Origin of the sequence: Leeuwenhoekiella polynyae, assembly GCF_004104075.1 — a bacterium.
GTDB lineage: Bacteria > Bacteroidota > Bacteroidia > Flavobacteriales > Flavobacteriaceae > Leeuwenhoekiella > Leeuwenhoekiella polynyae.
The window spans coordinates 1-24,466 of the sequence record NZ_QOVK01000009.1 but is presented as its reverse complement, the minus strand read 5'-3'; the positions used below and the strand labels follow the sequence as shown (position 1 = coordinate 24,466).

22 protein-coding genes are annotated in these 24,466 nt (G+C 38.7%); 14 read left to right on the top strand and 8 right to left on the bottom strand.

Annotation, left to right across the window (positions count from 1 at the left end; all coding sequences use genetic code 11):
• Nucleotides 1-5: 5 nt before the first annotated feature.
• A complete protein-coding gene (locus DSM02_RS11160) occupies nucleotides 6-2,846 on the bottom strand; it encodes a TonB-dependent receptor (protein ID WP_128765713.1) in 2,841 nt (946 codons plus the stop codon).
• 88 nt (nucleotides 2,847-2,934) lie between these two features.
• On the opposite strand from DSM02_RS11160, the gene DSM02_RS11155 reads away from it, so the two are divergent.
• Nucleotides 2,935-3,999 carry an endonuclease/exonuclease/phosphatase family protein gene (locus DSM02_RS11155; protein ID WP_164918294.1) on the top strand — a complete coding sequence of 355 codons (1,065 nt, stop codon included), beginning with the start codon at nucleotides 2,935-2,937 and terminating at the stop codon, nucleotides 3,997-3,999.
• A gap of 167 nt (nucleotides 4,000-4,166) precedes the next feature.
• Here DSM02_RS11155 and DSM02_RS11150 read toward each other — a convergent pair whose 3' ends face one another.
• Complete coding sequence (locus DSM02_RS11150; RefSeq protein ID WP_128765712.1) at nucleotides 4,167-6,998, bottom strand: NACHT domain-containing protein; 2,832 nt, start codon at nucleotides 6,996-6,998, stop codon at nucleotides 4,167-4,169.
• A gap of 103 nt (nucleotides 6,999-7,101) precedes the next feature.
• Between DSM02_RS11150 and DSM02_RS11145 the strand changes: the two genes are divergently transcribed.
• Nucleotides 7,102-7,449 (top strand): endonuclease/exonuclease/phosphatase family protein, encoded by a 348-nt coding sequence (locus tag DSM02_RS11145; protein WP_205875138.1) that lies wholly within the window; start codon nucleotides 7,102-7,104, stop codon nucleotides 7,447-7,449.
• Here DSM02_RS11145 and DSM02_RS11140 read toward each other — a convergent pair.
• A complete protein-coding gene (locus DSM02_RS11140; protein ID WP_128765711.1) occupies nucleotides 7,439-8,449 on the bottom strand; it encodes a YihY/virulence factor BrkB family protein in 1,011 nt (336 codons plus the stop codon). The genes DSM02_RS11145 and DSM02_RS11140 overlap by 11 nt on opposite strands.
• Entirely contained in the window at nucleotides 8,442-8,891 is a 450-nt protein-coding gene (locus DSM02_RS11135; RefSeq protein ID WP_128765710.1) for a hypothetical protein, read from the bottom strand. Before DSM02_RS11135 ends, DSM02_RS11140 begins: the two co-directional genes overlap by 8 nt.
• A 129-nt stretch (nucleotides 8,892-9,020) precedes the next feature.
• Between DSM02_RS11135 and DSM02_RS11130 the strand changes: the two genes are divergently transcribed.
• The 4 genes from DSM02_RS11130 to DSM02_RS11115 all read left to right on the top strand — a co-directional run bounded on the left by DSM02_RS11130 (nucleotide 9,021) and on the right by DSM02_RS11115 (nucleotide 12,015).
• The gene (locus DSM02_RS11130; RefSeq protein ID WP_128761629.1) at nucleotides 9,021-9,605 is read left to right on the top strand and encodes a HupE/UreJ family protein; all 585 of its coding nucleotides are present in this window, start codon (nucleotides 9,021-9,023) and stop codon (nucleotides 9,603-9,605) included.
• Between the two features lie 87 nt (nucleotides 9,606-9,692).
• Nucleotides 9,693-10,133 (top strand): deoxycytidylate deaminase, encoded by a 441-nt coding sequence (locus DSM02_RS11125; protein WP_128765709.1) that lies wholly within the window; start codon nucleotides 9,693-9,695, stop codon nucleotides 10,131-10,133.
• On the top strand, nucleotides 10,133-11,722 hold the full coding sequence (locus tag DSM02_RS11120; RefSeq protein WP_128765708.1) for a S41 family peptidase: 1,590 nt from the start codon (nucleotides 10,133-10,135) through the stop codon (nucleotides 11,720-11,722). Before DSM02_RS11125 ends, DSM02_RS11120 begins: the two co-directional genes overlap by 1 nt.
• Entirely contained in the window at nucleotides 11,722-12,015 is a 294-nt protein-coding gene (locus DSM02_RS11115) for a hypothetical protein (RefSeq protein WP_128765707.1), read from the top strand. Before DSM02_RS11120 ends, DSM02_RS11115 begins: the two co-directional genes overlap by 1 nt.
• Before the next feature lie 17 nt (nucleotides 12,016-12,032).
• Here DSM02_RS11115 and DSM02_RS11110 read toward each other — a convergent pair whose 3' ends face one another.
• The gene (locus DSM02_RS11110; protein ID WP_128765706.1) at nucleotides 12,033-12,254 is read right to left on the bottom strand and encodes a hypothetical protein; all 222 of its coding nucleotides are present in this window, start codon (nucleotides 12,252-12,254) and stop codon (nucleotides 12,033-12,035) included.
• Between the two features lie 9 nt (nucleotides 12,255-12,263).
• Nucleotides 12,264-12,836 carry a MarC family protein gene (locus DSM02_RS11105; RefSeq protein ID WP_128761624.1) on the bottom strand — a complete coding sequence of 191 codons (573 nt, stop codon included), beginning with the start codon at nucleotides 12,834-12,836 and terminating at the stop codon, nucleotides 12,264-12,266.
• Nucleotides 12,837-13,126: 290 nt separating this feature from the next.
• On the opposite strand from DSM02_RS11105, the gene DSM02_RS11100 reads away from it, so the two are divergent.
• Nucleotides 13,127-13,699: a DUF3109 family protein gene (locus DSM02_RS11100; RefSeq protein WP_128765705.1), complete on the top strand. Its 573-nt coding sequence runs from the start codon at nucleotides 13,127-13,129 to the stop codon at nucleotides 13,697-13,699.
• Nucleotides 13,699-14,835, top strand: a complete 1,137-nt coding sequence (locus tag DSM02_RS11095; RefSeq protein ID WP_128765704.1) for a methionine aminotransferase — start codon at nucleotides 13,699-13,701, stop codon at nucleotides 14,833-14,835. Before DSM02_RS11100 ends, DSM02_RS11095 begins: the two co-directional genes overlap by 1 nt.
• 3 nt (nucleotides 14,836-14,838) lie before the next feature.
• Here the strand turns inward: DSM02_RS11095 and DSM02_RS11090 are convergent, their stop codons facing one another.
• Both DSM02_RS11090 and DSM02_RS11085 read right to left on the bottom strand, forming a co-directional pair.
• Nucleotides 14,839-17,010, bottom strand: a complete 2,172-nt coding sequence (locus tag DSM02_RS11090; protein WP_164918293.1) for an FUSC family protein — start codon at nucleotides 17,008-17,010, stop codon at nucleotides 14,839-14,841.
• A gap of 181 nt (nucleotides 17,011-17,191) precedes the next feature.
• Complete coding sequence (locus DSM02_RS11085) at nucleotides 17,192-17,701, bottom strand: DUF1440 domain-containing protein (protein WP_128765702.1); 510 nt, start codon at nucleotides 17,699-17,701, stop codon at nucleotides 17,192-17,194.
• Between the two features lie 403 nt (nucleotides 17,702-18,104).
• Between DSM02_RS11085 and DSM02_RS11080 the strand changes: the two genes are divergently transcribed.
• The 6 genes from DSM02_RS11080 (at nucleotide 18,105) to DSM02_RS11055 (ending at nucleotide 23,907) form a co-directional block, all read left to right on the top strand.
• Nucleotides 18,105-19,391, top strand: coding sequence for a hypothetical protein (locus DSM02_RS11080; RefSeq protein WP_128765701.1), 1,287 nt, complete (start codon nucleotides 18,105-18,107; stop codon nucleotides 19,389-19,391).
• Nucleotides 19,388-20,095 (top strand): ABC-three component system middle component 1, encoded by a 708-nt coding sequence (locus DSM02_RS11075; RefSeq protein WP_128765700.1) that lies wholly within the window; start codon nucleotides 19,388-19,390, stop codon nucleotides 20,093-20,095. Before DSM02_RS11080 ends, DSM02_RS11075 begins: the two co-directional genes overlap by 4 nt.
• Nucleotides 20,096-20,098: 3 nt before the next feature.
• Nucleotides 20,099-22,432: an AAA family ATPase gene (locus tag DSM02_RS11070; protein WP_128765699.1), complete on the top strand. Its 2,334-nt coding sequence runs from the start codon at nucleotides 20,099-20,101 to the stop codon at nucleotides 22,430-22,432.
• Between the two features lie 129 nt (nucleotides 22,433-22,561).
• On the top strand, nucleotides 22,562-23,095 hold the full coding sequence (locus tag DSM02_RS11065; RefSeq protein WP_240674035.1) for a MepB family protein: 534 nt from the start codon (nucleotides 22,562-22,564) through the stop codon (nucleotides 23,093-23,095).
• Between the two features lie 153 nt (nucleotides 23,096-23,248).
• Nucleotides 23,249-23,476 carry a putative signal transducing protein gene (locus DSM02_RS11060; RefSeq protein WP_128765698.1) on the top strand — a complete coding sequence of 76 codons (228 nt, stop codon included), beginning with the start codon at nucleotides 23,249-23,251 and terminating at the stop codon, nucleotides 23,474-23,476.
• A gap of 20 nt (nucleotides 23,477-23,496) precedes the next feature.
• Nucleotides 23,497-23,907: a Dabb family protein gene (locus DSM02_RS11055; protein WP_128765697.1), complete on the top strand. Its 411-nt coding sequence runs from the start codon at nucleotides 23,497-23,499 to the stop codon at nucleotides 23,905-23,907.
• Nucleotides 23,908-24,466 lie beyond the last annotated feature (559 nt).

Genomic DNA, 24,466 nt, shown 5'->3' with positions numbered 1-24,466 from the left:
GACTATTAAAATCGAATGTAAAAATTGGCGTAAACGGTTGTTCCATAACCTAGAAAATAGCGGTTGCCAAACAAGGGCGTTTGCCTGTTTTGTTCTTCCTGAAGACTTCGGTAATCACCAATGCGGGAATCTTCAAAACCGCCGGTTTTATACCGGGTATTCAACAGATTATTGACCAACGCAAAAAAGCCAAGGGTATAGTCTTTGATGCGCCATGATTTTCCTCCCACGAGATTGATCAAATAATACGAATCGAGTTGTTCTTGCTGCAGGAATCCAGCAGCAATTTCAGGATTGTAGTCGTTGAGAGGGAGTCCGTCATAGTCTGAGCTAAACGCGGCAGACCGGCGCAAATAACTCACGTCTACATACGCATTCGCAAACCGGTTTAAACTGCCACCCAACCACCAGAAATCCGGATCCCGATAATCAAAACCTAGCTGCAGCGCTTGCTCGGGTCCGCTGGAAACGTGGTAATTTTTAAGTTTAACATGCCCATCGCCAAAGGCGATAGGCGCATCAGCTAAGGTAGTCGTGTAATAAACCTTGGGATCGTTTGTATAGGTATTTTGACTTAGGGCAGCTGCAGCTTTAAATGACAGGGTAGGCAGTACTTTGAATTCGGCACCCAGTTCAACCCCTAAGTTCTGACGGGAGATATCGGTCGTGATTTCTTGTACCAGGGCATTGCCGTTTTCAATTGCGGGGTTTTGCAAAGACTGCGTGTAGAAATACGAGACTTCGCTTCCATTTGTAAAATCGAGATAGTAGCCTGTTAATCGTGCTTTAAGCCACGAACTTCGGTAGATGTAACTGGCATCTAAACTCATTATATTTTCTGCGGAAGGGTTTTCGATAACAGCGTTGTTTTGTCGGGCATTGGTAAATACGGTGTTTGTAGTAGGGGGTTGAGCCAGCACCCCGGCATTGAATTGTGCAAAATGTTTCCCGTTGAATTTATACGTAAACCCACCTTTGGCATTGAGAGTCGTAAAATGGACTGCTTCACTTTTACCTAAAGATTGTGTACCGGGATAATATCCGTTTTCATACAAACCCTCCCGTTGATAGTTGGTTTGTGCGAGTTGCAAACCCGTATAAAAGTCAAAGTGGTTGTAAGTACCTTGAAGTTGTGCAAATGCCGAAGCCTTAAAAGCATGAATGGAATAATTGTATTTGTAGCGATCTCCTTCGGTAACCAGTCTGTTGCGATGCTGAAGGTCGCTTTGTGCGAGATCTCCACCGGTAGTATTGTCATCCTCGGCAAAACTGTCTATATCAAGCCAGACACTTCCCCCTAACAGATCATCGATTTCCGCATAATTCTCACTGATCAACTGAGCAATTGAAAGGCGAGCATCCAGATCAAGATGTTCAGAAAAACTGCTGTTTAATATACTTGAGGCTTGAATTAAGCGATCACTATTTACATCGTTTTGTATTGCGTATATCGTATTGAGTCCGGTTGTTGCTGCAGCTTGATTGGCTTTATATAAAGCATCCCAGTCCAGCTGACCCTTTGTTGTAAATTCTTCCTGAGCTGAATACGCTTGTTGGTAGTGTGCGGCTGTAGGATTATCAAACCGTAGAAAATAACTGGGCAAGTTCTGATAGTAATTGGGTGCAGGATTGCGGGCACCACCTAAAAAGCTTTCCTGACCATTGGTATTGAGCACTAGCGTGCTTCCGGTGTAATCGATGCGTGAGTTTGTGGTTTTTCCCCATTGATACGCCAAGCTGGTTGTTAAAGTCCGCTCTTTATCGAGCTTCCAGTTATGCGTCAAAATAGCAAGAGGTTCTTCGATCTCCCGGAGTCGGGCATTGCGCAGTTCACCCTTTTGAAACCCCCAGTTGGGGTTGTATTTGTTTCCTTTCAAATCAATTACTTCCTGAGTTAATGCAGTACCTCTTCCGCGGCGATTGGGCGTATACAACAAGGACAGGTTGAGGCTGTGGTGCTCAGCAAGTATTTTTTCGATTCCTATAAACAAAGCGTTGGCGTCGTAAAGTGTTCCAGCTACATAGCCTTGTTGCCCAAATCTACGGGAAGCCAAAACGGAATAGGCCCAATTTGATTGAGTAACTCCACTAGTATAACTCGCCATCGCTCTGCCGGTATAGGTGCGATTGGCATAAGCATAGGAGATTCGCCCGCCACGGCGATAGGAGGAAGCTTGCATATTAAAATGAAGTGTCCCCGCCGGTGCGCCAAACGTATAGTCATTAGCCGTAATTCCCGGACTGAACTCCCGATTGCGCATGACATCATTGAGTCCGCCCCAATTGCTCCACTGCGGTCTTCCGGTATTGAATTTATTAAGTTCAATACCATTGATGAGTACCCTGCTGTACTTGCTGTCCAAACCACGCGGCCTAAAAAAGGTAGCGCTAAAATCAAAAGCTGCTGCATTACTGAATACATCATTCGTAGCACCTAAAAGACCGGAAACTACATTGTCACGTGCTGTTTCATCTCCGTTGAGCTGCATATCAGAAAGACTGATCAAGGTTAGGTTTTGATTGGCTTCAGCGAGATCTACTTCTAAGGGGATGTACTCTAAATACAAGTTTTGATTGGCATGAAGACTTACAGGTAACCGAAGCTCGAGATAGCCTTGTTTTGAAAATACTAAGGTTTGATTTCCATCGGGGAGCTTGCCTTTCAATTCAAAGGTTCCGGTTGGGGTACTTGAGGTATGTAAATCCGTTTTTAAAATACGGATCACAACCTCTGGAATAGCAGCAGCTGTTGTCGCGTCTTTGATGATTCCGCGGATGCGAATCTCTTGCGTTAGACCTGTTTCTAAGCTGAATACTAGCGCTATAAAAAATATGTTTTTGTACACAGTGAAAAGAGTTAATTGATTTTCAGCGGGGGCGTACACTTCTAAATTAAAAATTAGTTTAACTTAATGGCTTGATTTTAGGTGTGTTATGTTAAAAACTCGATTAAGTGTTCTTATTGTGTTCATTCTTAACCCAAATCTGTGGGTTTTTAGTCAGGAGCATGAAGATTATCAGCTGGTTACGGTAGCGTTTTACAATTTGGAGAACCTTTTTGATACCGAAAATGATCCCATAACCTTTGATGACGATCGTACTCCCGAAGGCAAAGACCGGTGGACGGAAGCTGTTTATGCGGATAAACTTTCAAAAATGGCAGAGGTGATCGCACAAATAGGACCTCCGGAAGCTGAAAACGGACCAGCGGTTCTGGGGGTTGCGGAGATTGAAAACCGTAAGGTGCTTGAAGATCTGGTCAGTCAGCCGGTTTTGCAAAAAACGGACTACGGAATCGTGCATTACGATTCTCCCGATCGACGCGGTATAGATGTGGGCTTGTTGTATGATAAAATGGTGTTTCAGCCTATTAGCAGTAAAGCTTATGAGCTGGAGCTCTTTGATCCGGAACGAGAAAACAAACGCATTTATACCCGAGATCAATTACTGGTGAGTGGTAATCTTGTGGGAGAACGGGTACACATTATTGTAAATCACTGGCCTTCCCGAAGCGGAGGAGAAGCCCGTAGCCAGGCCAGACGGGTTGCAGCGGCTGTTTTAAACCGAAAGATCATTGATTCGATCTTGAGTCAGGAACCCTATGCTAAAATCATTACCATGGGGGATCTTAATGATGATCCTAAAAATAAAAGTGTAAAGAAGGGTTTAAAAGCAAAAGCAAAATTGAAACACGTGGGACTTAAAGATGTTTATAATCCGATGGAAGCTTTAGCAAAGCAGGGTCTGGGCACACTTGCGTATCGGGACAGCTGGAATCTTTTTGATCAGATCTTACTTTCGGCTGCGTGGCTAAAAAAAGACTACGATAGCTTTCAATATTACAAAGCGGGTATTTTTAACAAGCGGTTTTTACAGACGCCGAGTGGTGCCTATAAAGATTACCCGTTTAGAAGTTTTGCGAACGGAAGTTATACCGGCGGTTACAGCGATCACTTTCCCGTTTATGTGTGCTTGATTAGGGAGCATAATACAAATTAGTATTTTACAAGATTTATCGTATTGCGAATAAAGGTTTTCTATAAATAGTAAAAGAAGAAACAATATAGAATTGACAAATTTTGGGGTAACACTTAATATTCCCAGAATTAGGACATCTCAGTCTTTAGATCAAAATAAAGTCTTTTTTTGGAAAAATAATTTCGTACTCAAATCAAAGTTAAAATACGATAAGTTATATCTTCTGAACTTTCATTATTTAGCATCATCCTAATAATTGGGTATACTTTATAATTCTCTAATGTTATAAAATCTTCTTCTCTATAAGATGAGTTGATACGTGCATAACTATTTGTTAAATAAAGAAGTATTATGACTTTTATTTCTATATCGCTACAATTTTCTGCAAATATGAAAAACTCCTTAATTTGGTCCATACTATATATCATAGGTAATTCTGGATCTTCTTGAAGGTGATCAATAAACATGCTTTTACTTAGATCATATTCTTGCAAAGTGTGAAATACATCTATTAGTTCACCATTTTCCAAATATGATTGCAAATGCCTAAAAAAAAGAAACGCAAATGACGGATACTTGAACCCAGCATATGTTGACATTGGTTCGTTAAAAAAAATTGTAGAGCCAAATTCTTTCACAAAACGGAATAGTTCATCTTTTTTTGAGATTTTGTCATCTTTTAAATCCTCTACTAAGTATTGATAACTTAATGCTAAGTGTGGATCAGAATAGATAATATCTCTATCAAATTCAAAACCCATTTCAAAAAGGGAAAGTTTATTTTCTATAAATATTGATATTTCCACGATGTATTTATAAACAAGAATTTTAGGGTATGTTTCATTGCTAATGATTTTTAGGAAAACCTCTGATAGCAATTTATTTTGTTTAGTATGTTTAGTTAAGTTTTGAGTAATCGAATTTAGGCTTATAAGCTTAATACTAATGTTTCCCTTATTATCTATTCTTTCCTCTTGAAAAATAACCTTAAGACTATTTTCCCATATTTCTTTTTCGATTTTTATACTCACATTTTTCAAACCTGGTAAAATAGAAAGACAGAATGGTAACGCATCGTTATTTTTTGCTATTTGATTTTTTAAAATTCTATCTATTATTTCAGTATCTGCTTGATCTTTATCAATCATATTAAATAGTAACTCCAAAACAATATGCCAAAATGAATTTCGAATGTATTTCTCAATTAATGCGTCTCTTTTATTGATTTTATGTTTTTTTTCAATATTAGAGTATATCCAATAAGCCGTATAGTATTCTAAGAAAGTTTTATGTGTGAAGTTGTTGTCAAAGTAAATGGACCTTTTTTTTGCATATTCCATAAAGCTATTTGAATAATCTTCACAATTATAATTATCTACTTTTTCCAATTTATTTAATATAGAAGATTCAACAGTTTTTCTAGCGTCCTCATAAGTTAATACGACATTTGAGTTTTCGCTACTAAGTTTCTCATATTGCCAATAAGCTAAGTCAGCGAATATCTTTTCCCTATCCTTATAAATATCATTATCTAGATCTATTTCTAAACTTTTTTCTTCATCCCATTTATCAACAAGTGTCTTTGTACAACTTTGGTAAATTTCTAATTTGGACTCAGGTAGCTTCAAGACATTTCTATAGAGAATTACTATCAATGCTAAAAGTAATGGATTAGATAAAAGCTCGTTATCAATTTCATCTTTCTTATTTAAAAGCCCTGAAATCTCTTTTTCACGTCTAATTTCATCTTCTTCTTCAACTTTATACCATTTAGATATATATTCCTCTATTTGACTTTCCGTAAAATTTGAAATTCTTAGTTCTTCAAATTTATCTTCATTAAGTTTTGCTTCTTCATAGCCAATGTTTCTAGATGTTGTTACTGATCTGACGTTTTCAAATTGATTGTGGAAGTTTTCAATATCATTCTTTATCCCGATTTTATCTTGTATTTTGAAAATTTCATCTAAACCATCGAAGAAAAATATACAATCCTGATTTTTTAATATTGATAAAAGCGATTTTTCATTAATTATCTGTAAACCATACTCTTCTTCAAGAAGATTATTTAAATATTTAAATATATTACCTCGATTAGCTTTCTTGTATGCTAGATATTTCCTAAGCTCAATTCTAAACGGCACTACTTCATCAGAATTGATATAGTTGAATTTGAATTCAACTTCCTTGAGAATTGCACAGATGATATATCTTATCAATAAAGATTTACCAGAACCCGGATTACCCAAAATCACAATATTTTTACCGTTTTCAAACAAATCACAAATTTGGGTCTCTACAGGTAAATTATCTATAAAGTCTAATTGCTTACGTGTTCCTGGTTTGTTGTTTACTTTCACCTCTAGGAAAGGCTCAACGAATATTTCTTTAAGGTTTTTTCTGTTTCGTTTTACTGACATATCAACACCCAAGCCGATAAAATTTATCTGTGATAAATTGCCGATGGCGTTAGATTTGTATACTTTAAAAAAGTTTTGAAAAGAAAATGCAGGGTCAAGATTTTCTAATAAATAAGTTCTAATTTTTATTATTTCAGCAACAGTTATTGATGTGTTTTTTTCTATTCTAGAAATTTCAGTTTGTATTCCTTGAATTGCTATATAGATTTTATTATTAGTAAAGATTGCATTCAGTCTAATATTTCTTTTTATCTCGATTTTGAGCTCTTCAATTAAATTTTCGACAAAGCCTTCGGGTACTGTTGTTGTATCAATTTTTGTTTTTAGAAGGTTAGGTTCGATGGAAGATGATTCAAATAAAAGCTTCATTAGCTCATTAAATACTTCGTCATCGCTTAATATCATTTTCATTTTACCTCCAAAAACCAAAGGATATTGTTTAGATAATTTTTTGGAAACTTTATCAATTACTGCACTGAACTCTTTTTCTATTTCTTCTGTATTCAACAGTCCTTTAGAAAAAATATTAAAACCTGTGTCAAAAATTTTCTTTATTGCCCAAGTTTTAAAGGCTAATCCTGCTATTGTTCCTAATGCCATTTTAGTTTAATTTTTAAATCTTCATTATTTAAAAATAGAGTGTTTATTTAGAATATTGATGTGTAGGGATTTTAATTATGAAAAATTCCCAATAAAACCTCTGATGAGTAGAAAAAAAGTAATGGGAACTAAAAACAAGTCGAAAAATCTGGGTATTAACGAACTGTATAATTTTATGGATGAGTTTTTTAAGAAAGGTTTGGGCACGCTTGCTTATCGCGATAGCTGGAATCTTTTTGGTCAGATCTTACTTTCGGCTGCGTGGCTAAAAAAAGACTACGATAGCTTTCAATATTACAAAGCGGGTATTTTTAACAAGCGGTTTTTACAGACCCCAAGTGGTGCCTATAAAGATTACCCTTTTAGAAGTTTTGCAAATGGTAGTTATACCGGCGGTTACAGCGATCACTTTCCCGTTTATGTGTGCTTGATTCGCAAGGTTAGGAAGTAGGATTCTTGGGGTCTTCAGGATTGGTTGCTAATTCGATCGCTTTTTTTTTATCGGCATCAAGCTGTTTTTGTTTCTCGCGCAGGGCTTTGGTTTCTTCGGTATGCGCAAATTCTGCGTGCTTGCTCGGTACGATCTTATGTTTTTTGACCAGTGCATATTGTACGGTGATTTCAGCCCCAAAAAACAAGATCAGGCAGGTGTAGTTTACCCAGAGCAGCATAAGTACAATAGACGCCGCGCCACCATATACCGAAGCAGGATTACTACTGGAAAAATAATAGCCCAACAGGCTTTCTCCTATTAGAAAAAGAATCGCGGTAATACTCGCTCCTAAAACGGTGGTCTTGTAACCCATTTTTACGTCAGGCAAAATCTTAAAGATTGCTGCAAAAAGGGAAGCGATGAATATAAACGAAATCAAAAAGCGTAGCGCATCGGCAAAAATGACTGTAATTACGGGTGCGAACTGCGCCAGATAATCGGTGAGTAAGTTGAGCAATACGGTTACTACAAAGGCTACCAAAAGCATAAAACCCAATACCAAAACCATCCCAAAAGCAATAGCCCGGTTGATGAGCATGCGTTTGAAGTTTTGGTTTTTTTCGGTGACATTCCAGATGGTATTCATCGTCTTCTTCATCTGAAAAAAGACTCCGGTTGCACCATAAATCAATGCAGCGATACTGATGATCAGCGTGATCCAGTTATCATCTTGTAAGGTGACATTGCCTATCATTTCTTCAATAGAAACGGCTACTTGCGGACTGATAAAACGGGCGATTTCATCGTGAATACGTCCCTGTACCGCTTTTGTGCCTACAAACGTGCTTGCGATTGAGGTCACAATCATCAGTAGGGAAGGTAGCGAGAACAAGGTGTAATAGGCAATGATGGCACTCTTGGCAAAGGGATCGTTACGATCCCAGGCCAGATAGGTATTTTTCATAAAGATGAAAAACTCAAACCCTTTTTTGAGTATGGGGTTTTTGGGTTTATTCATCTTTTAAAAAGGGTTTTATGATATAGTCGAGTTCGTCTACCGCTTTGATGCTGAGGTCGATTTGCACCGTTTCTTCAGCGGTTTTTCGGGTTAATGTGGGAATCACATAACCGGTATAATTGGCAGGAAGTTCGTTCTGAGGAGTGGTTAACTGTTGCTCACAAGCGGCAGCCATTTTTGCATAATCATTAAGCGCTATATTCAACTCCAGATGCCGGCCTTCATCATCCAGACCGTCTATGGTATTGTCTTCAGAAACCGGATCATAAATGAGCTTTTTGGTACTGATGGAATACACATTGCCTTTCGTATCTATATACGTATAGTCTGGTGCATTGGGTAATGTGGTGTCCTGGCTGGAGGTAAACCCGGGTGTTGCACCACAACTTACGAGTAGGAGTGTGAGAAATACGGGCACTATAAGTTTGGAGAAGCGATGCATAGGTTTGCTTTTAAAAAATGAAATTACGAAAGCCTTAATTTTTTAGATTTCTGTTTAGACATAGTTTAACGTTTAACACAGCAACTTTGGGAAATAATTGTAGTTTTGGTGAAATTGCAAGTTTTCCTTATGTCAGATTTTTGGTTTTATTTTAAAATAGGTCTAGAGCATGTTTTAGACTACAAGGCGTACGACCATGTTTTATTTTTAATTGTATTAACGGTGCCTTATGTCTTTAAAGACTGGAGGCGTGTGCTCTTAATGGTTACGTTGTTTACAGTAGGTCATATGACCGCAATGATTCTGGCTGTTTATGGCGTCGTTAGTGTAGATCGGGGGATTATAGAGTTTTTGATCCCGGTTACCATTTTTGTCTCGGCATTATACAATGTATTTACTGCCGGCAGAGGAGCTCATAAAGATAAACTAGGCGTATTGTTTATAACAGCACTTTTCTTTGGGCTCATACACGGGTTGGGTTTCTCATCCTTTTTTAAATCGTTGACTGCGCATTTATCAAGTAAAATCTTACCGCTGTTAGAATTCGGATTGGGTATTGAAGCTGCTCAGATCATCATTGTATTGGTTGTTTTAATCTTAGGTTTTATCTGCCAGACGATCTTTAGATTTTCAAGGAGAGACTGGTGTTTGTTTATTTCGGCAGTGGTCATCGGTATGGTAATCCCAATGTTAATGGCTAATTATCCGTGGTAAAGCATTTTTTAGAGGATGTTATGCACCTTAAGTTTTTTATCTTCGCAAGCTTAACAGCTTGTACTTCAAGTACGGTTTTATAAATATATGTCTTCAATTACTTCAGATAAACAACGCACGTACGATATCGCTTATTTACGTATGGCACGCGAATGGGCAAAACTTTCTTACTGTAAAAGAAAACAAGTGGGCGCGCTTATCGTTAAGGATAAGATGATCATCTCTGACGGATATAACGGCACCCCTACGGGTTTTGAAAATGTATGTGAAGATGAAGAGGGGTATACCAAGTGGTATGTGCTTCATGCGGAAGCCAATGCAATACTCAAAGTAGCTTCATCTACACAGGCTTGTGTAGGGGCTACCCTTTACATTACCTTGTCTCCTTGTACCGAATGCAGTAAACTGGTGCACCAGGCGGGTATCAAACGGGTGGTTTTTAATAAAGCCTATAAAGATCCCAGCGGAATTGATTTCTTAAAACGCGCGGGAGTACAGGTAGCTTGTATTGAAAATATTGACGAATAATGGGAGGTTACCAAAAAAAATACCTGCCCATATTCTTCTGCGTGGCTGTTGCTTTAGGCATCTACATTGGCAGCCAGTTTAATTACAGCAACAATCCCACCAACATTCTAGGGGGAAACTCCAAGAAAGAAAAGCTCAACCGGCTCATTGATTACATCGACTATGAGTACGTAGATCCTATAAATACCGATTCTATTGTTGAAGTTACGGTAAATGGAATTCTGGAGAATCTCGATCCGCATTCGGTGTATATCCCCCCCAGTGAATTGCAGCAGGTGAACGAGAGTATGAAAGGAGACTTCGTAGGCATCGGGATCAGCTTTTACAATTTTAAAGACAGTATAGCTGTCATACAAGCCATTCCCGGCGGGCCTAGTGAAAAAGCAGGGATTCGGGGTGGCGATCGTATTGTTGCGGCAGATGGGCAACCCTTAACGGGTGCTATTGTTGCTGATGATTCGATTACCAATCAGTTAAAAGGTAAGGCGAATACTAAGGTGGCTCTTAAAGTAAAGCGCCCCGGAGTTAAAGGCTTATTGGATTTTAATGTTACCCGTGCCGTTGTACCTTTAAAAAGTGTTGATGCTTCGTATATGGCAACCGATACGTTAGGGTATATCAAAATCAATCGATTTGCCGAAAGTACGCCTCAGGAGTTTGAAAAAGCCATTCTTTCGCTGAAGCGGAAGGGAGCCAAAGAGCTGATCTTAGACTTGCGCGGTAATCCGGGAGGGTATATTTCCGCGGCAGAACAAATAGCCGATCAGTTTTTAAAAGAAGATAAACTCATTCTGTTTACTAAAAACAAAACGGGAAAAATAGAAAATGCGTATGCTACTGATGCAGGAGAGTTTGAGCAAGGTAAGGTGTATGTTCTGATCAATGAGAACTCCGCTTCGGCCAGTGAGATTGTTGCAGGTGCCTTGCAAGATAACGACAGGGGTGTCATTGTAGGAAGACGCTCGTTTGGTAAAGGACTGGTGCAACGCGAGATGGAGTTGGGCGATGGTAGTGCTGTGCGCCTGACTATTGCACGGTACTATACGCCTACAGGAAGAAGCATTCAACGCCCGTATGCAGATGGTAATAAAGCCTATTATGAAGATTACTTATCGCGCTATAAAAACGGGGAGATGCAAAGTGTAGACAGCATTACCGTAGCAGACAGTCTGCGGTATGTAACTCCGGGAGGAAAAGTGGTTTACGGTGGGGGTGGTATCATCCCGGATGTGTTTATCCCGAAGGATACTAATTATGAGAAAGAAGCGATTACCTATGCGTTGCGCGCGGGATATATGTCACGCTTTATTTTTGAATTGATTGAAAAGCGCCGCCCGTATTATAACAGTCTGTCGTTAGAAGCTTTTAACGAGGAGGTTACCATATCTGATGCCAGTATTCAGGATTTTGTAACGTATATGAATCGTAGAAATCTTAAAATTCGGGTAAAAGATTACAAAAATGATTTAAAACGGTATCTTAAGGCCGTAATGGCGCAGCAACTTTTTGGTAATACGGTTTTTGAAAAGCTGATTAATGAAGAAGATGCAGCTATTCAGAAAATAATAGCCTTAAGTAGAAACGAGTAATGGTTATCATAGCTTCTATATTTGTCTTTTGCATTGCAGCGATTTTTAGATTGCTGGATAACAGTGCAAACATCTTGATTTCCAGTGGTATTTCTGTGAGTCCGTTTTATCTTTCAGAAGAAGAGATCAAAGAGCAGATGCTTAGTATTAAAAACCGGAAGATGCTCAAAAAGCTCAAGCGGGCAATTTTGTTTCAAAAACTACACAAGATCTTTCTAGTATTGGCGATACTTACTTTTTTTGCCGGTATCGTGTATGAATTTATAAACCCTACTTTGGTTACGCTACTCTAAAGAGAATACCCCTGCGTTTATTGGTTCTTAGGCCTTCTTTTCAATTCTTTGTTTTTAACAGCAATCTTTCTGGAGATCATCAGGATTACAACCAGCAAAATAGCACACAGACACGCGATAACCGAAATAACGCCCACCATACTATTTCCTTCAAACGGAGCGCTATAATCTATTTTAGTAAGATTAAAAATAAGCAATGCGCTTGCCAGGCCAAGTATGATATAAAGTGCGATTTTCATGGGGTGTATTTAAAAAAGTCCTTGAATATTTGTTGTAAACAGCTTTACAGCCATCGCCAGCAAAATTACACCAAAGATTTTGCGTATGATATTAATTCCCTGTTTTCCTAGGATTTTTCCGATTCTGCCCGATGCTTTCAAGACGGCATACACAAAAAGAATGTTGATGATGATCGCCACAATGATGTTTTCTACGGCATACTCTGCACGCATCGAAAGTAAGGAGGTCATGGTACCGGCACCGGCTACGAGTGGGAAGGCAAGGGGTACCACACTAGCAGTCTCCGGAGCATCGTCTTTATAAAGCGAAATACCCAAGATCATCTCTAAAGCAATGAAGAAAATAATAAACGAACCTGCTACTGCAAACGAGTTTACGTCAATACCTATTAAAGTAAGGATCTCTTTACCCACAAATAAAAACAATACCATAAGAACGGCAGCTACAATAGAAGCCTTCTCACTCTGAATGTGTCCTACTTTTTCACGTAAACCAATGATGATGGGAATGCTACCGATGATATCAATAATTGCAAACAAGATCATCGTTGCCGTTACGATTTCTTTAATATCAAATGCCATATCGTTCCTTTTTTTAAAGAGGGCGCAAAATTACATCTATTTATTTGATATATAATAGGTTTAGTGGGTAGATTTAACCTATACATAATCTGCGAATTATTGGCACCGCCAAAGGCTTTAATATCCCGAGGCTCGTCTTGAAATTGAAAATTTGTTACTGAGGAATTTCTGGGGGTCTTGCCCCGAGGTAGATTATTGGTTTAATAGCCGCTTGGTGAGTCTTTTATAGTGCCGTGTATCTTAACTACTCAGGAGCAGATACAGTATTTGAGAAAATGTATCTTTGCGCTATGTTTCAAATAGATCAAACCATAGTTTCAGAAGAGGTCATTCAAAAGGATTTTGTGTGTAATCTTTCCGCGTGTAAAGGCGAGTGTTGTGTTGCCGGTGAGGCGGGGGCTCCTTTAGAACCTAACGAAGTAGCTATTCTTAAAGCTATTTACCCTAAAGTAAAACCCTTTTTACGGGAAGAAGGCATTGCGGCTATCGAGGCACAAGGCACGCATATTGAAACCGATTTAGAGGAGTTGGAAACTCCTTTAGTTAACGGGGCTGAGTGTGCATACGTAACCTTTACCAAGGAAGGGGTCGCTTCTTGCGGTATTGAAGATGCGTACAATGCAGGCGAAGTGGACTTTAGAAAACCTATTTCGTGTCATTTGTATCCCGTGCGTTTGCAGGAGTATTCAAAATTTACAGCTGTTAATTATCACAAATGGCCTATTTGTGATGATGCCTGCAGCCTGGGTAAAGAACTGCAAGTGCCGGTTTATAAGTTTACTAAAGAGGCATTGATCCGTAAATTTGGGGAGCAATGGTACGAGGAGCTAGAAGCGGTAGCAGACCATTTTAGAAAAGACTAATGCGTAGTAAATTACCCGATAGCAAGCTATCTATTTTTTCAGTGATGAGTAAACTGGCTGCCGAGTACGGTGCACTCAACCTCTCACAGGGATTTCCTGATTTTGATACCGATCCTGCTTTGATCCAACTGGTAACCGAAGCGATGCAAGCGGGTCACAATCAGTATGCTCCGTTAGCCGGGAATTTACGCCTACGCGAAAAGATTGCAGCATTGGTTCTGGAGCTTAGGGGAAAATATTACAATCCGGAATCTGAAATCACCCTGACCGTTGGTGCTTCTGAAGCCTTGTATGTGGCCATCACCGCTTTTGTGCATCGCGACGATGAGGTGATTGTGTTGAAACCCGCGTATGATACGTACGAACCTACAATTTTAGTACAAGGAGGTGTTCCCGTTCCGGTGCAGTTAGAAGCGCCGTATACTTCAATTAATTGGGATGCGGTGGCAGCGGCTATCACGCCAAAAACCCGAATGCTGATCATCAACAATCCGCACAATCCCAGTGGAATGATCTTTCAGAAAGCAGACTTAGAGCGTCTGGAAGCATTGGTGCATGGGACAGATATCCTGATCCTGAGTGATGAGGTGTACGAACATATTGTTTTTGATAACCAACAGCATCAGAGTGTCGCAAGTGTTCCGGGATTGGCAGAACGTTCTTTGATCACGGCTTCCTTTGGCAAAACCTTTCACACTACCGGGTGGAAAACAGGGTATTGCCTGGCACCTAAAGCATTGATGCACGAATTCAGAAAAGTACATCAGAGCACCGTGTTTTGTGTGCATCATCCTACGCAGGTTGCGCTGGCAACCTATTTGGAAGAACCCGGGCATTACCTGAATCTAAGTGCGTTTTATCAACGGAAGCGCGATGTGTTTATTGAGGCGATTAAGGATTCCCGATTTCAAGTTACCCCTTCCGCAGGGACGTATTTTCAAATGCTGGATTATAGCAAAATAACAGACGAACCCGCACCGGAATTTGCAGAGCGGCTGACTAAAGAAAACGGACTCGCAAGTATTCCGGTTTCAGTATTTAATGTGAATGGTCAAGACGATCAATTGCTGCGTTTTTGCTTTGCTAAGGAAGAAGAAACCCTGCTTAAAGCCGCTGCCATTCTCAATGCAATCTAAAAACTAGCCTTTTAAATTTTTCAAGTGTTTGTTAAACTGCTCGCTCAGCTTTTTAAGGGACTCTAATTGTTCGCTGAGAATATGGGTTTCGAGAAGTTGTTCGTTTTTTTCTTTAAAGGATAAGTTGCCAAAATAGCCTTCCGTAACCGTGACCACTTCAGGATTGCTGGTATTGTGCTCCAGCAATTGTATGGCTGTATCCATATTCTTATAAATAGGTGCGGTATAGTTGTGAAAAGCATCATCCATACGGGTCACATTATGGCCGCGTAAATACGTTCCTATTGAGGCTAATGCGCCTACAAAAGCGTGGTTGAGCACCGCGAGTTCATAGAGTTTCCCGGTGAGTTGTTCTGTTTTTTTAGGCTCTTGCAACAAGCGTTGTACCCCTGCATTTAAAGCTGCTGTTGCTAAAAATGCTTTCTTGCGAGCCATTTTATAGGGTAGCGCAATCTTTTCTTTAGTCTCATAATGAGACTCTATTGCTTTTAAATAATCGCGATTGGCAATCAGGCTTTCGGAGAGGTTTTGTTTAAGGGTTTTAGCTTCTTTGGTAGGCCATAAAAAGGCATTGGCCAGTGCAGCAAGACCGGCACCCATAGCCGTGTCTATTACTCTGAATTGAATCACCAAAAGCACATCGGGTTTTAAAAGTGCATACGCAAAAATGATACTCAGGGTTATAAAAAGTGCACCGGTACGGTAGTTTTTTTGCAAGGAGGCCTGAGCCAAAATAAAGCTTAAAATAGCCAGAATTCTAAAGAGCATCTTATCACCTTGAAAGAGGTAGACAATACCGGTAGCTACTGCGGCGCCAAGGAGCGTACCGATGATGCGGTGTTTAGAACGTTGTTTGGTAAGGCCATAACTAGGCCGCATAATCACCACAATGGTGAGTAAAATCCAATACGGATTTTGAACGTCAAAAAAGCTGCCTAACCCAAAACCCACTATCGCAGTAACGGCTATGCGAAAGGCATGCCTAAAGATGGGGGAGTCCCGGTTGAGGTTCTGCAGAATCAATTGAAAGCTATAATCTTGCCGGGTTATAAAATGTTCAACCTCATGAGTAGAATCAGATTTAGTGCTTTTGATGTTCTTGTTTCGGTCTAGCAGATCTGCAATACTAAAAATACGTTGTGCTTGTTTTTCCTGTAATTCATACAGGTTTTTAACCACCAGGTAGTTGCTGTCCCACGCGTTGTTTTCCAGATAGCGTTCCAGAGCTTGCGCTGTGTTTTTTAAGGCAGTGTCCAGCGGACTTAAATTGACATCGTGTTTTTTAAGATTGGTGTGGGCGATGCGTTTTAAACTTTCGCTTTGCGCTTTATTCAGTTGAATAAAAGCTTCCAGCTGCTCCGGGTAATTTTTTAAAACGTCGTGCATTTTACGGGGCGGAATAGGACTGGTAAGCGACAATTCTGATAAATCTACGAGTTCGCCTAAAATCAAAAAGCGCTTTCGGTAATAACTCGAGGTACCGGAAGCATGCCTGTTGATGAGTAAGATCTCCCGTAATTTCTCCAGATGTTCGTTAAACTCACTTTGAATCGTGAATAAACGATTGAGTCCGGTATCGCGATCGGTGGCTTGCTTTAAGAATTCGCCACGTGCTTCAATATAACTCGCACACAAAGCTACTGCGGTTTCTAAAAGCTCTTCTACCTGCTTTTTAGGAGCGATAAGATCGTAGATAAGGGTCAGGACTAAATACCAGATTCCACCTACCACGATGAGTGCAGCGCGTTCTAACGGACTTAAACCGGAAGCCGATAAATTGGCGAAGCTCAACACCACCGCAAAGAGTCCGGCAAAACCGATCAGTGATGCTCGAAACCCATATACAGAAAGTAAGGAAAGCGCAAACATGCTGATCCCCAAATAGGGTAATTGTATCCAGTATACTTCAGGAATATAACTGCCTATAAGGCTGATGAGTGCGCCCAGAAAAGCCGAAATCACAATACCGATGCGCTTGTTTTTCAGACTTCCGGTTACGGTACTTGGCGAACTCAACAAGACCCCGGTTCCGATAGCAAGGCCGATGCCGAGTGCGTCTAAAAGATACCCCGTTAAAATAGGAATTACGATACCTGTAGTGATCAGTATCGCTTTAGCAAAATCGGTACTGTTTATAAAACTGCGAATCTTTGCGCTATACTCTTTTAAATTCAATGGTCCATGCTTCAAGGGTGTGAGCCTGCCCGATGATCGGGTAAACCTGTTTTAAGCGGTATTTTTTTAAGTCTAAGCTTGTAGAAGACTACATCTTCAGCAAACTCCGTTTGCTAGTTTATAAACACTTTACAGCCGTATTTTGAGGCGGTTCTTTACGTATGCAAGTTAGGACTTTAAGCTATTCCCTGAGTTTTTTTGCAATAATACCCCGTACGATTTCGGTCGTGATCCCAAAGGCTGCATGGGCGATCAACTCGTTGATCTGTATTTTTACAGGAATTTCTGTAGGATTGTCTTTAAGACCCAATAGGGGTAACGAAGTCTCGTGCGTACCTACCCAGGTGGTTGCGCCATAGGCCAAACCGTCTAGAATATTGGTATCGAGCTTATCGCGTTTCGCATAACCATAAGTAGCACCCAGACTGGCCCCAAACGGAATATTCACCAATTGCTCTGCGAGTTCGTGATTGCTTTCGCTGATGCGCTCTCCCGTTAATTGCATCGAGAGATCGTCTACCATTTTCACCTGAGCAGAACGCGTATTGGGTTTGCGTACAGTTAAAACTTTTTCAATAGCAGCTTTTACCACCGTTCCGGCAATACCCCCCAACACCCCGGAAATCAATCCGCGGCTCACATTAGAGGTAAACGTATCTTTTTCTAACCAGGCTTCCAGTGCGTTGCTCATAAATCTAAAATCTTAATGTATCAGAGTTTAAAGTTATGAAGGATGCCTTACAAGCCGTTGGGGTTTAACACGTTTTTGACACCTGCAACGCTGCGGCCTTTTTAGGGGTATTGTTAGGGGTTTATGCATAGATTGTCCATTGATACTCCATTAATTGTCCATAAACACTGGGGTTTAATGGTAAAACAATGGAGAAACTATGGGGGATCAATGGGTATAGGGCGAAGCAAACCCGAGGGGAAATACCCCCTAATTGTAGGGTTTAGGGGCTTATGGCTTGATAATTACAGAATTGTGTAAAGGGGTTTGGAGATTTTGGGGTAGTTTTAGGCTAAGTATTAATAGCTGTTTTCTAAATAAAACTGAGTTTAGTCAAATAAACTAAATATTCTTAAATCACTAAATGTCAAAGAGAGATGCTACCCCAAGTTGGTCGGGATTTATTTTTCAAGGAGAAGTTGCAATTTGCGTGGCTCTAGAGAAAATCATGGGTATTGGAGTTGATAACCTTACATCTAGGAACGCCTTACTTATAGAATCAGACGAAGACTTCTCAATCAGAGAAAATGAACTAGAAGTGTACCAGGTTAAGGCAATAGCTAATTCAAGTATGAGTGCTTTTAAGAATACAGTTGAAGAGCTAATAAATCGCTATACGTATTCAATAAAAGAGTTGAAAGACCCTGCTGATGGTCGCAAAACTATTAGATCTCAGAGAAATGAAGTGCGTAATAAACCGATTAAATCCTATTTGGTAAGCTGGTACAATATAACGGACTGGGATAAAGAAAGTTTTGATGACCGATTTTCTGCTCATATTGATACTTCCTTTTCCTTAATTTCTGGAGTGTACACGGTTGAAAATATTGAGGACAAGACTAAAATCGAAATTGAGAAGGTATTAAATCATATTGGAGTTGATTTCGCTTATTCAGACCTTGATATTATATATGCTTTTCTTTGTGGTAAAGTAGATTCTTTGATAAAGGATAGCCATTCTAAAAAAGTTCGCAAAGAAATCCCGTTTACAGAAATTATTAATGACATAAAAAACGCTCCAAAAGCCTACAATGTTGAAATAGGATGGCACTATGTAAAAAGGAATTTCTTTCATGCGATGATGGAAGAATTGAATTCTTATAAAGATCTTAATTCTGATGATATGTTAGAGAAAAAGGGGAAGATAGATAGAGTTATTCTTGAGCTAGGGAAGCTCGATGATGCTCAGTTCAAAGGCTTATTGGAAAACAACCTTATTCCTCATAAAGATTTAAAAGGCAGTTTCAGCCTAATTGAATTCGGAGATTATTTGAATAAAACTCTTGTCATAGACATTCTATGTAGGGCAATAACTTCAATTAATGATGGACCTAATTATGCGTCCTTGGCATTTACTTGTAAAAAGACCCACAATATCTATCAAGCCACTCTCTTGAATAGGGATATTCCAGATGATGAAAGATATTCTAGCCAACTCATGGAGGAGGTTGAAAAGCTTGCAAAAAAACCCGTTTCTAATGACGTTTCTTTTTTCATAAATCAACACTTAAACTTAGATCTTAACGATGCAAAGGATGTATTGAACAATATCTTTACTGATCTTGCTCTGGATGGTGATGATTCTTTCGAAGAAAACAGAGTATTCGGACTAAGAAAAATTGATAAGGCGTCAAATGAATTAAATGCATGAAAGAACTAATACAAAATCTTATAGAGGGGTATAGACTTGAAAGTGAAGAGTTTATGTATAATGATTCTACGTTTATCTTGGCACACTATCCTGAATTGCAGAAAAGTGACTTCTTCTTATTTCAGTTTGGTAAAGTTTCTATGTTCCGTCAAAAAGTTGATGGTAATTTGAAAAAATTTGAATATGAGTTGAACTCCATGATAGGAACTTTAAGGAGCGATAAATTACTGGAATACAAGAGTAGATATATTGAAAAGAATTTATCCCTAATAATAGTTGCTGAAAATGATGAGGGAACGGAGGATATAAACTGGATGCTTAAAAGCGAAGAAAATTATTATCAGTCAAGGAAATACATTTTAACGTACTCTCAAGGTGAGTTGGAAGTATTAAATGATAAAATAAAAGAAATTGACAAAACGCTTGTTCTATCACTTACTGAACTTGTTTCTCTTAATAGTGATAAGCTCAAGAACTTCTCTGACGAACCTTGGTTTAACTTGCTTACGAGGATTTTTACGAAAATCCCATTTTTAAACTACCATGTTACGGATGGAGAGAAACGAGTTCTCGAGGATATTGATAAAAGTATATTCTCAAAATTAGATGAACTTAATTTAATTGGCGTTTATAATTCCATCTTAGAACACGATATGGGAGCGGATATTAATGATTTAGTAGAGTTAATCACGAAAGAAGATTAAACGATGTACAGAATCAGGAGTTTAGAGGTAAAGAATTTTAAATGTCTGGAAGATTACTCTTTCGATTTTGGTGAAAAGAACCTAGTGTTATTTGACGGCCCAAATGGGTACGGAAAAACAACTGTTTTTGATGCTCTAGAGATAGCTTTCACTGGAAACTTAAGACGTTTCAAGGACAATACTAACATAAAACAGTCAGTTGGATATGGAGATAGTTCTTTTCATAGAGATAAAAATAAACCTATCGAGATTGGATTAACTCTTTATGATGATGAAGGAAATAAACTATATGTCTATAGAAAATATCCAGGCGCTAGTTCTATTACGGATCGAGATAAAAACCCTCGAAATTTCTTTGAAAAAATAGAACAATACTTGATTCAATTAAACAATGAAAATATTGAAGATCAGACGCTAGGGCAATTATTGAAGTATACGAATATTGAAAAGTTCTTTACTATTCTAGACTATGTTGAACAAGATGAAAACACTTATTTCATTAAAAAATCGGCAAAGGATAAATACAACGGATTAAGCGAGCTTTTAGGGATTAAAGATCAAAATGACACGTTAAAGAAAACGGGCGACGTTATACGTACTATTAAAGCTAAGGAGAAAGCGCTGGGAGAACAACTAACTCTTGTTAAAGAGGAAAATAAAGCAATTCTTGAAAGAGCAGGAGAAAGGATTGTATATAGCCGTCTCATTGAGATTAAGGAACTTCCTTGGGATAAAAAAGATTTAGTTATTTCTCAGAGTGAAGTTCGGGCTAGCTATTTAGATGAACTTCAAAAATTTTCTTATCTAAAATCTAACGAGCAATCGATTCAAAAAATTATCAAAGCTCATTCGATAAGAGAGTTACTTGAATCACGCGTACGAATTGATAATCTTGTCCGAAATTATTGGAATGTTGTCAATATCGAGACTCTTATAAAAGAAAATGAACAAAGAGGTAAGGAAACAATGGAACAAGGCTCTCTAACCATTTTATCCAAGTCATTAGAGAGTAAAGATTATTATACTCTTCAACAAAAACAAGAAGCCCTCAAATACGTAATTAAAGATAATAATACGTACGAAGAGCTTAAAAAAATGATAAGTGAATTATTATCACTTAAAAACCTTCTTTCTTCAGAGAATAAGCTCATTGAAGAGATCAGGGACAAACGGGATTCTTTCCTAGAGGTTTATACGAAGTCTTTAGAATCTATAAAATTGCTAGAGAATGGAACTTGTCCAACCTGCTCTCATGATTGGGGTACTAAAGATGAATTATTATCTCGGTTTAAGGAAACGGAAGAACTAATCTTTAAATCAAATGATAAATCTCGTGAAAAACTTAGAAAAGCTCAGGAATTATGGGAAGCTGAGATTGACGAACTGGATTTATTAAAGCGTATTTCAGATAGGGTCGATCAAATTGAAAAAAATAAGCTAGTTCTCATTGGGTCAGACGAGTTCTTAAGAATTAGGGCAAATCAGACTAATTGGTCGGAAGAATTTGAAAAGAACTTAACTCTGTTCTCAGAAGAGGAATTAAAAGGCTTGAAAGCTTTATTTAATCGACGATTAAAAAAGGAAGAATTAGATGAAGTCATTGAATCTGTTCGTTCTAAGGTTTCCGAATATACCCCTCAATTTAGCGCAGATTTGAGAACGGATGAGTTACGAGAAACGTTCCTAAGTAAGTTAAACAATTCATTAGAGGAGTTGAGAAAAATAGATGTTGAAGCTATCGAGCAAAAGGTTAATTATATTCATTATGCATATTTCAATGGAATTAACAAGAAGGTTACTAAACTTGAAGCGGATTTGACTAAGCTAGATGCAACTAGAACGAAATGTACCGATGTAAGAGATTTACTTAAAAGCCAGATCAACGGATACTTAAAAGGAATAATTGCAAATATTACTGCGCCATTCTACATATATACAAGTAAAATACTTCAAAATCATTCCTTAGGAACAGGGCTTGTATTTAACGCCGATATTGATAAAGCAACGCCCGAAATTATGATTCATCCTCTTGGAAGAAAGCAGGAAGCATCTTTTTCTCTAAGTTCAGGTCAGCTTTCAGCTACAGTAATGTCTTTAATGTTAGTCTTGAACAAAGTTTATAATCAGAATGATTTAGGTGTAATTATGATTGATGATCCAATACAGACTTTGGATGAAATAAATACTCATTCACTAATTGAGTTACTTAAACATAACTTTTCGCAAGAACAGGTTGTTTTGTCGACACATGAAGATAAGTATTCTCGTTTCATAAGATACAAGTATGAGAGGTTTGGCTTAAGTCATGATAATATAGAAATGCGGCAGATAACTTGAAAAAATATGTTATAGATTTTTCCTGTACAAAGTATTTGTAAAAGCACTTAATCTGTCATAATCAACAAACTAAAATCTTATGAGCGCTTATAAAAACTATTGTCCAATAGAACCATTATAATCCACTGCATGGAGGCACTTTTAAAGAACACCAATTGCATGGATAAAAATCTGAATACCCTAAAAACGGAAGTTTACGATAAATGTTCGCTGGAGATTTCAGAATTTTTTATGGAGCCGGAAAGTAAGGAATATGATGCGTGCCGGTTTAAATTAAACGGAACACGGATCGTAAGCAGAAGTTCAAAAATTACACCTAAGAAAGTCGGGCAGTTTGTGACGTTCTGGAAACGTACTGGCAACGGACCCATTGAGCCGTTTGATGCACAAGATCCTGGTGATTTGTATGTGGTCAATGTTCGCTCAGCAGAGGCTTTTGGTCAGTTTGTATTTCCAAAAGAAGTACTGCTTGAAAAAGGGATCATCTCATCAGCAACCCAAGCAGGTAAACGCGCATGTAGAGTATACCCCAGCTGGGACATCGCGCAAAGTAAACAAGCGGTACGCACTCAAAAATGGCAGTTGAAGTATTTCTACGAACTGAACACTTCGATCGATTTCAAAAAAGTGGTAGCCTTGTACAACGGGGGCCCCTTGTCTTAAAGCATATATGGGTAGTGTTGAGGAGTTAAAACATAGTGTTTAGTACGATTAAATTAATCGTTAAGTTGAATTATACGAGTAGAAAGTCCTAAATTTCTATATTCAGAATAGGTGGAGACCCGCATAGAGTTTTTGAAATTAAAGCTTTAGAATATGGAAGATTACTTAAAAATAATGACCAATACTTCGATTATAATTAATCGAATTGCGTTTCTTTTGGATCAAGAAAACATTTCAACACGTATAAAGGATCACGTTGAATCCGCTAGATTGGGAGGTTTTGGAATTCCGCAGAATGATATAGAGTTGTACGTTCATAAAGCTGACTTTGAAAGAGCTCAGGAGATCATTGATAAAACGGATATAGCCGTAGACCAGTAAGAAAGAATTAAAGTTAAATCATGAAAAACACATGTTACCTTTTAATAGGTTTACTCATTTTTACCAGCTGTAAAGACATGAATTCAGAAGCTGAAGAAGCGGTTACAAACCAAGCAGAAGAGCAAGCGCGTCAGTTGCGCCATGTGGTGTTATTCAGTTTTAAAGAATCCGCAACCCCCGCTGAAGTTGAAAAAGTAGAAGCCGCCTTTGCCAATCTGGCTGTTGAAATCGATGAAATCAAAGCTTTCGAGTGGGGTCTCAACAACAGTCCGGAAAATTTAAATAAAGGCTTTACCCATTGCTTTTTTGTCACGTTTACGAGTGAGCAAGATCGGGATACGTATTTGGTGCATCCCAAGCATCAAGAATTTGGTGCGATGTTAGGTCCGGTTTTAGAAGATGTTCTGGTCGTGGATTATTGGAAGGAGTAATTTATTCGATAATCGAGATCAAATTTTCTAAAGCTGGTCTTAAACACCAGATTTAGTCTTGTGAGCCTTGATTTTTTGGTTTCCAGCCGCATCAACTCGCTCAAAGACATGTTTTGCCGTATCAAGACAAAAGAACAGAAACACGAATAGAAGTTATATTTCTAATGAAATGTTGATTGATCTCCTAACAGAGATTTAGCTCGCGTGTTTGTTATTTTACGGGAACTCGTGAATCTCCTAACGTCGATTTGAGTAGTGCTTCCTTCTAATCATGTTTGTTCATTTTCTTTGCTTGTCCAAAGAAACCCTTCGACTATCGCTCAGGGCAGGCTCAACAAAAGAAAAGACCCCCTCGCTTAGGAATTTTTTGCCTTATCAGGCAAAAACCGTCTTGTCAGCTCCGCGTCGCTACCGCTCCTGTCCTTCGGAGCTGCCTGCGCCTATTCTGAACCGAGGGAATTTATGATTCGTTTACCCTTTGGGTATGGATACGTATGCTTTTTATTCTTGTAGCTTTCTTCTACCGTATCAAGTCTATTAGAACGTCAGTGGATAACTC

Excerpts from the sequence above, each read along its gene's own strand:
- DSM02_RS11125 (WP_128765709.1), top strand. The coding sequence starts at position 9,693 with ATGTCTTCAATTACTTCAGATAAACAACGCACGTACGATATCGCTTAT.
- DSM02_RS11070 (WP_128765699.1), top strand. The coding sequence starts at position 20,099 with ATGTACAGAATCAGGAGTTTAGAGGTAAAGAATTTTAAATGTCTGGAA.
- DSM02_RS11105 (WP_128761624.1), bottom strand. The coding sequence starts at position 12,836 with ATGGCATTTGATATTAAAGAAATCGTAACGGCAACGATGATCTTGTTT.
- DSM02_RS11155 (WP_164918294.1), top strand. The coding sequence starts at position 2,935 with ATGTTAAAAACTCGATTAAGTGTTCTTATTGTGTTCATTCTTAACCCA.
- DSM02_RS11135 (WP_128765710.1), bottom strand. The coding sequence starts at position 8,891 with ATGCATCGCTTCTCCAAACTTATAGTGCCCGTATTTCTCACACTCCTA.
- DSM02_RS11110 (WP_128765706.1), bottom strand. The coding sequence starts at position 12,254 with ATGAAAATCGCACTTTATATCATACTTGGCCTGGCAAGCGCATTGCTT.
- DSM02_RS11065 (WP_240674035.1), top strand. The coding sequence starts at position 22,562 with ATGGAGGCACTTTTAAAGAACACCAATTGCATGGATAAAAATCTGAAT.
- DSM02_RS11055 (WP_128765697.1), top strand. The coding sequence starts at position 23,497 with ATGAAAAACACATGTTACCTTTTAATAGGTTTACTCATTTTTACCAGC.
- DSM02_RS11060 (WP_128765698.1), top strand. The coding sequence starts at position 23,249 with ATGGAAGATTACTTAAAAATAATGACCAATACTTCGATTATAATTAAT.
- DSM02_RS11115 (WP_128765707.1), top strand. The coding sequence starts at position 11,722 with ATGGTTATCATAGCTTCTATATTTGTCTTTTGCATTGCAGCGATTTTT.
- DSM02_RS11100 (WP_128765705.1), top strand. The coding sequence starts at position 13,127 with ATGTTTCAAATAGATCAAACCATAGTTTCAGAAGAGGTCATTCAAAAG.
- DSM02_RS11150 (WP_128765712.1), bottom strand. The coding sequence starts at position 6,998 with ATGGCATTAGGAACAATAGCAGGATTAGCCTTTAAAACTTGGGCAATA.
- DSM02_RS11075 (WP_128765700.1), top strand. The coding sequence starts at position 19,388 with ATGAAAGAACTAATACAAAATCTTATAGAGGGGTATAGACTTGAAAGT.
- DSM02_RS11130 (WP_128761629.1), top strand. The coding sequence starts at position 9,021 with ATGTCAGATTTTTGGTTTTATTTTAAAATAGGTCTAGAGCATGTTTTA.
- DSM02_RS11145 (WP_205875138.1), top strand. The coding sequence starts at position 7,102 with ATGAGTAGAAAAAAAGTAATGGGAACTAAAAACAAGTCGAAAAATCTG.
- DSM02_RS11140 (WP_128765711.1), bottom strand. The coding sequence starts at position 8,449 with ATGAATAAACCCAAAAACCCCATACTCAAAAAAGGGTTTGAGTTTTTC.
- DSM02_RS11120 (WP_128765708.1), top strand. The coding sequence starts at position 10,133 with ATGGGAGGTTACCAAAAAAAATACCTGCCCATATTCTTCTGCGTGGCT.
- DSM02_RS11095 (WP_128765704.1), top strand. The coding sequence starts at position 13,699 with ATGCGTAGTAAATTACCCGATAGCAAGCTATCTATTTTTTCAGTGATG.
- DSM02_RS11080 (WP_128765701.1), top strand. The coding sequence starts at position 18,105 with ATGTCAAAGAGAGATGCTACCCCAAGTTGGTCGGGATTTATTTTTCAA.
- DSM02_RS11085 (WP_128765702.1), bottom strand. The coding sequence starts at position 17,701 with ATGAGCAACGCACTGGAAGCCTGGTTAGAAAAAGATACGTTTACCTCT.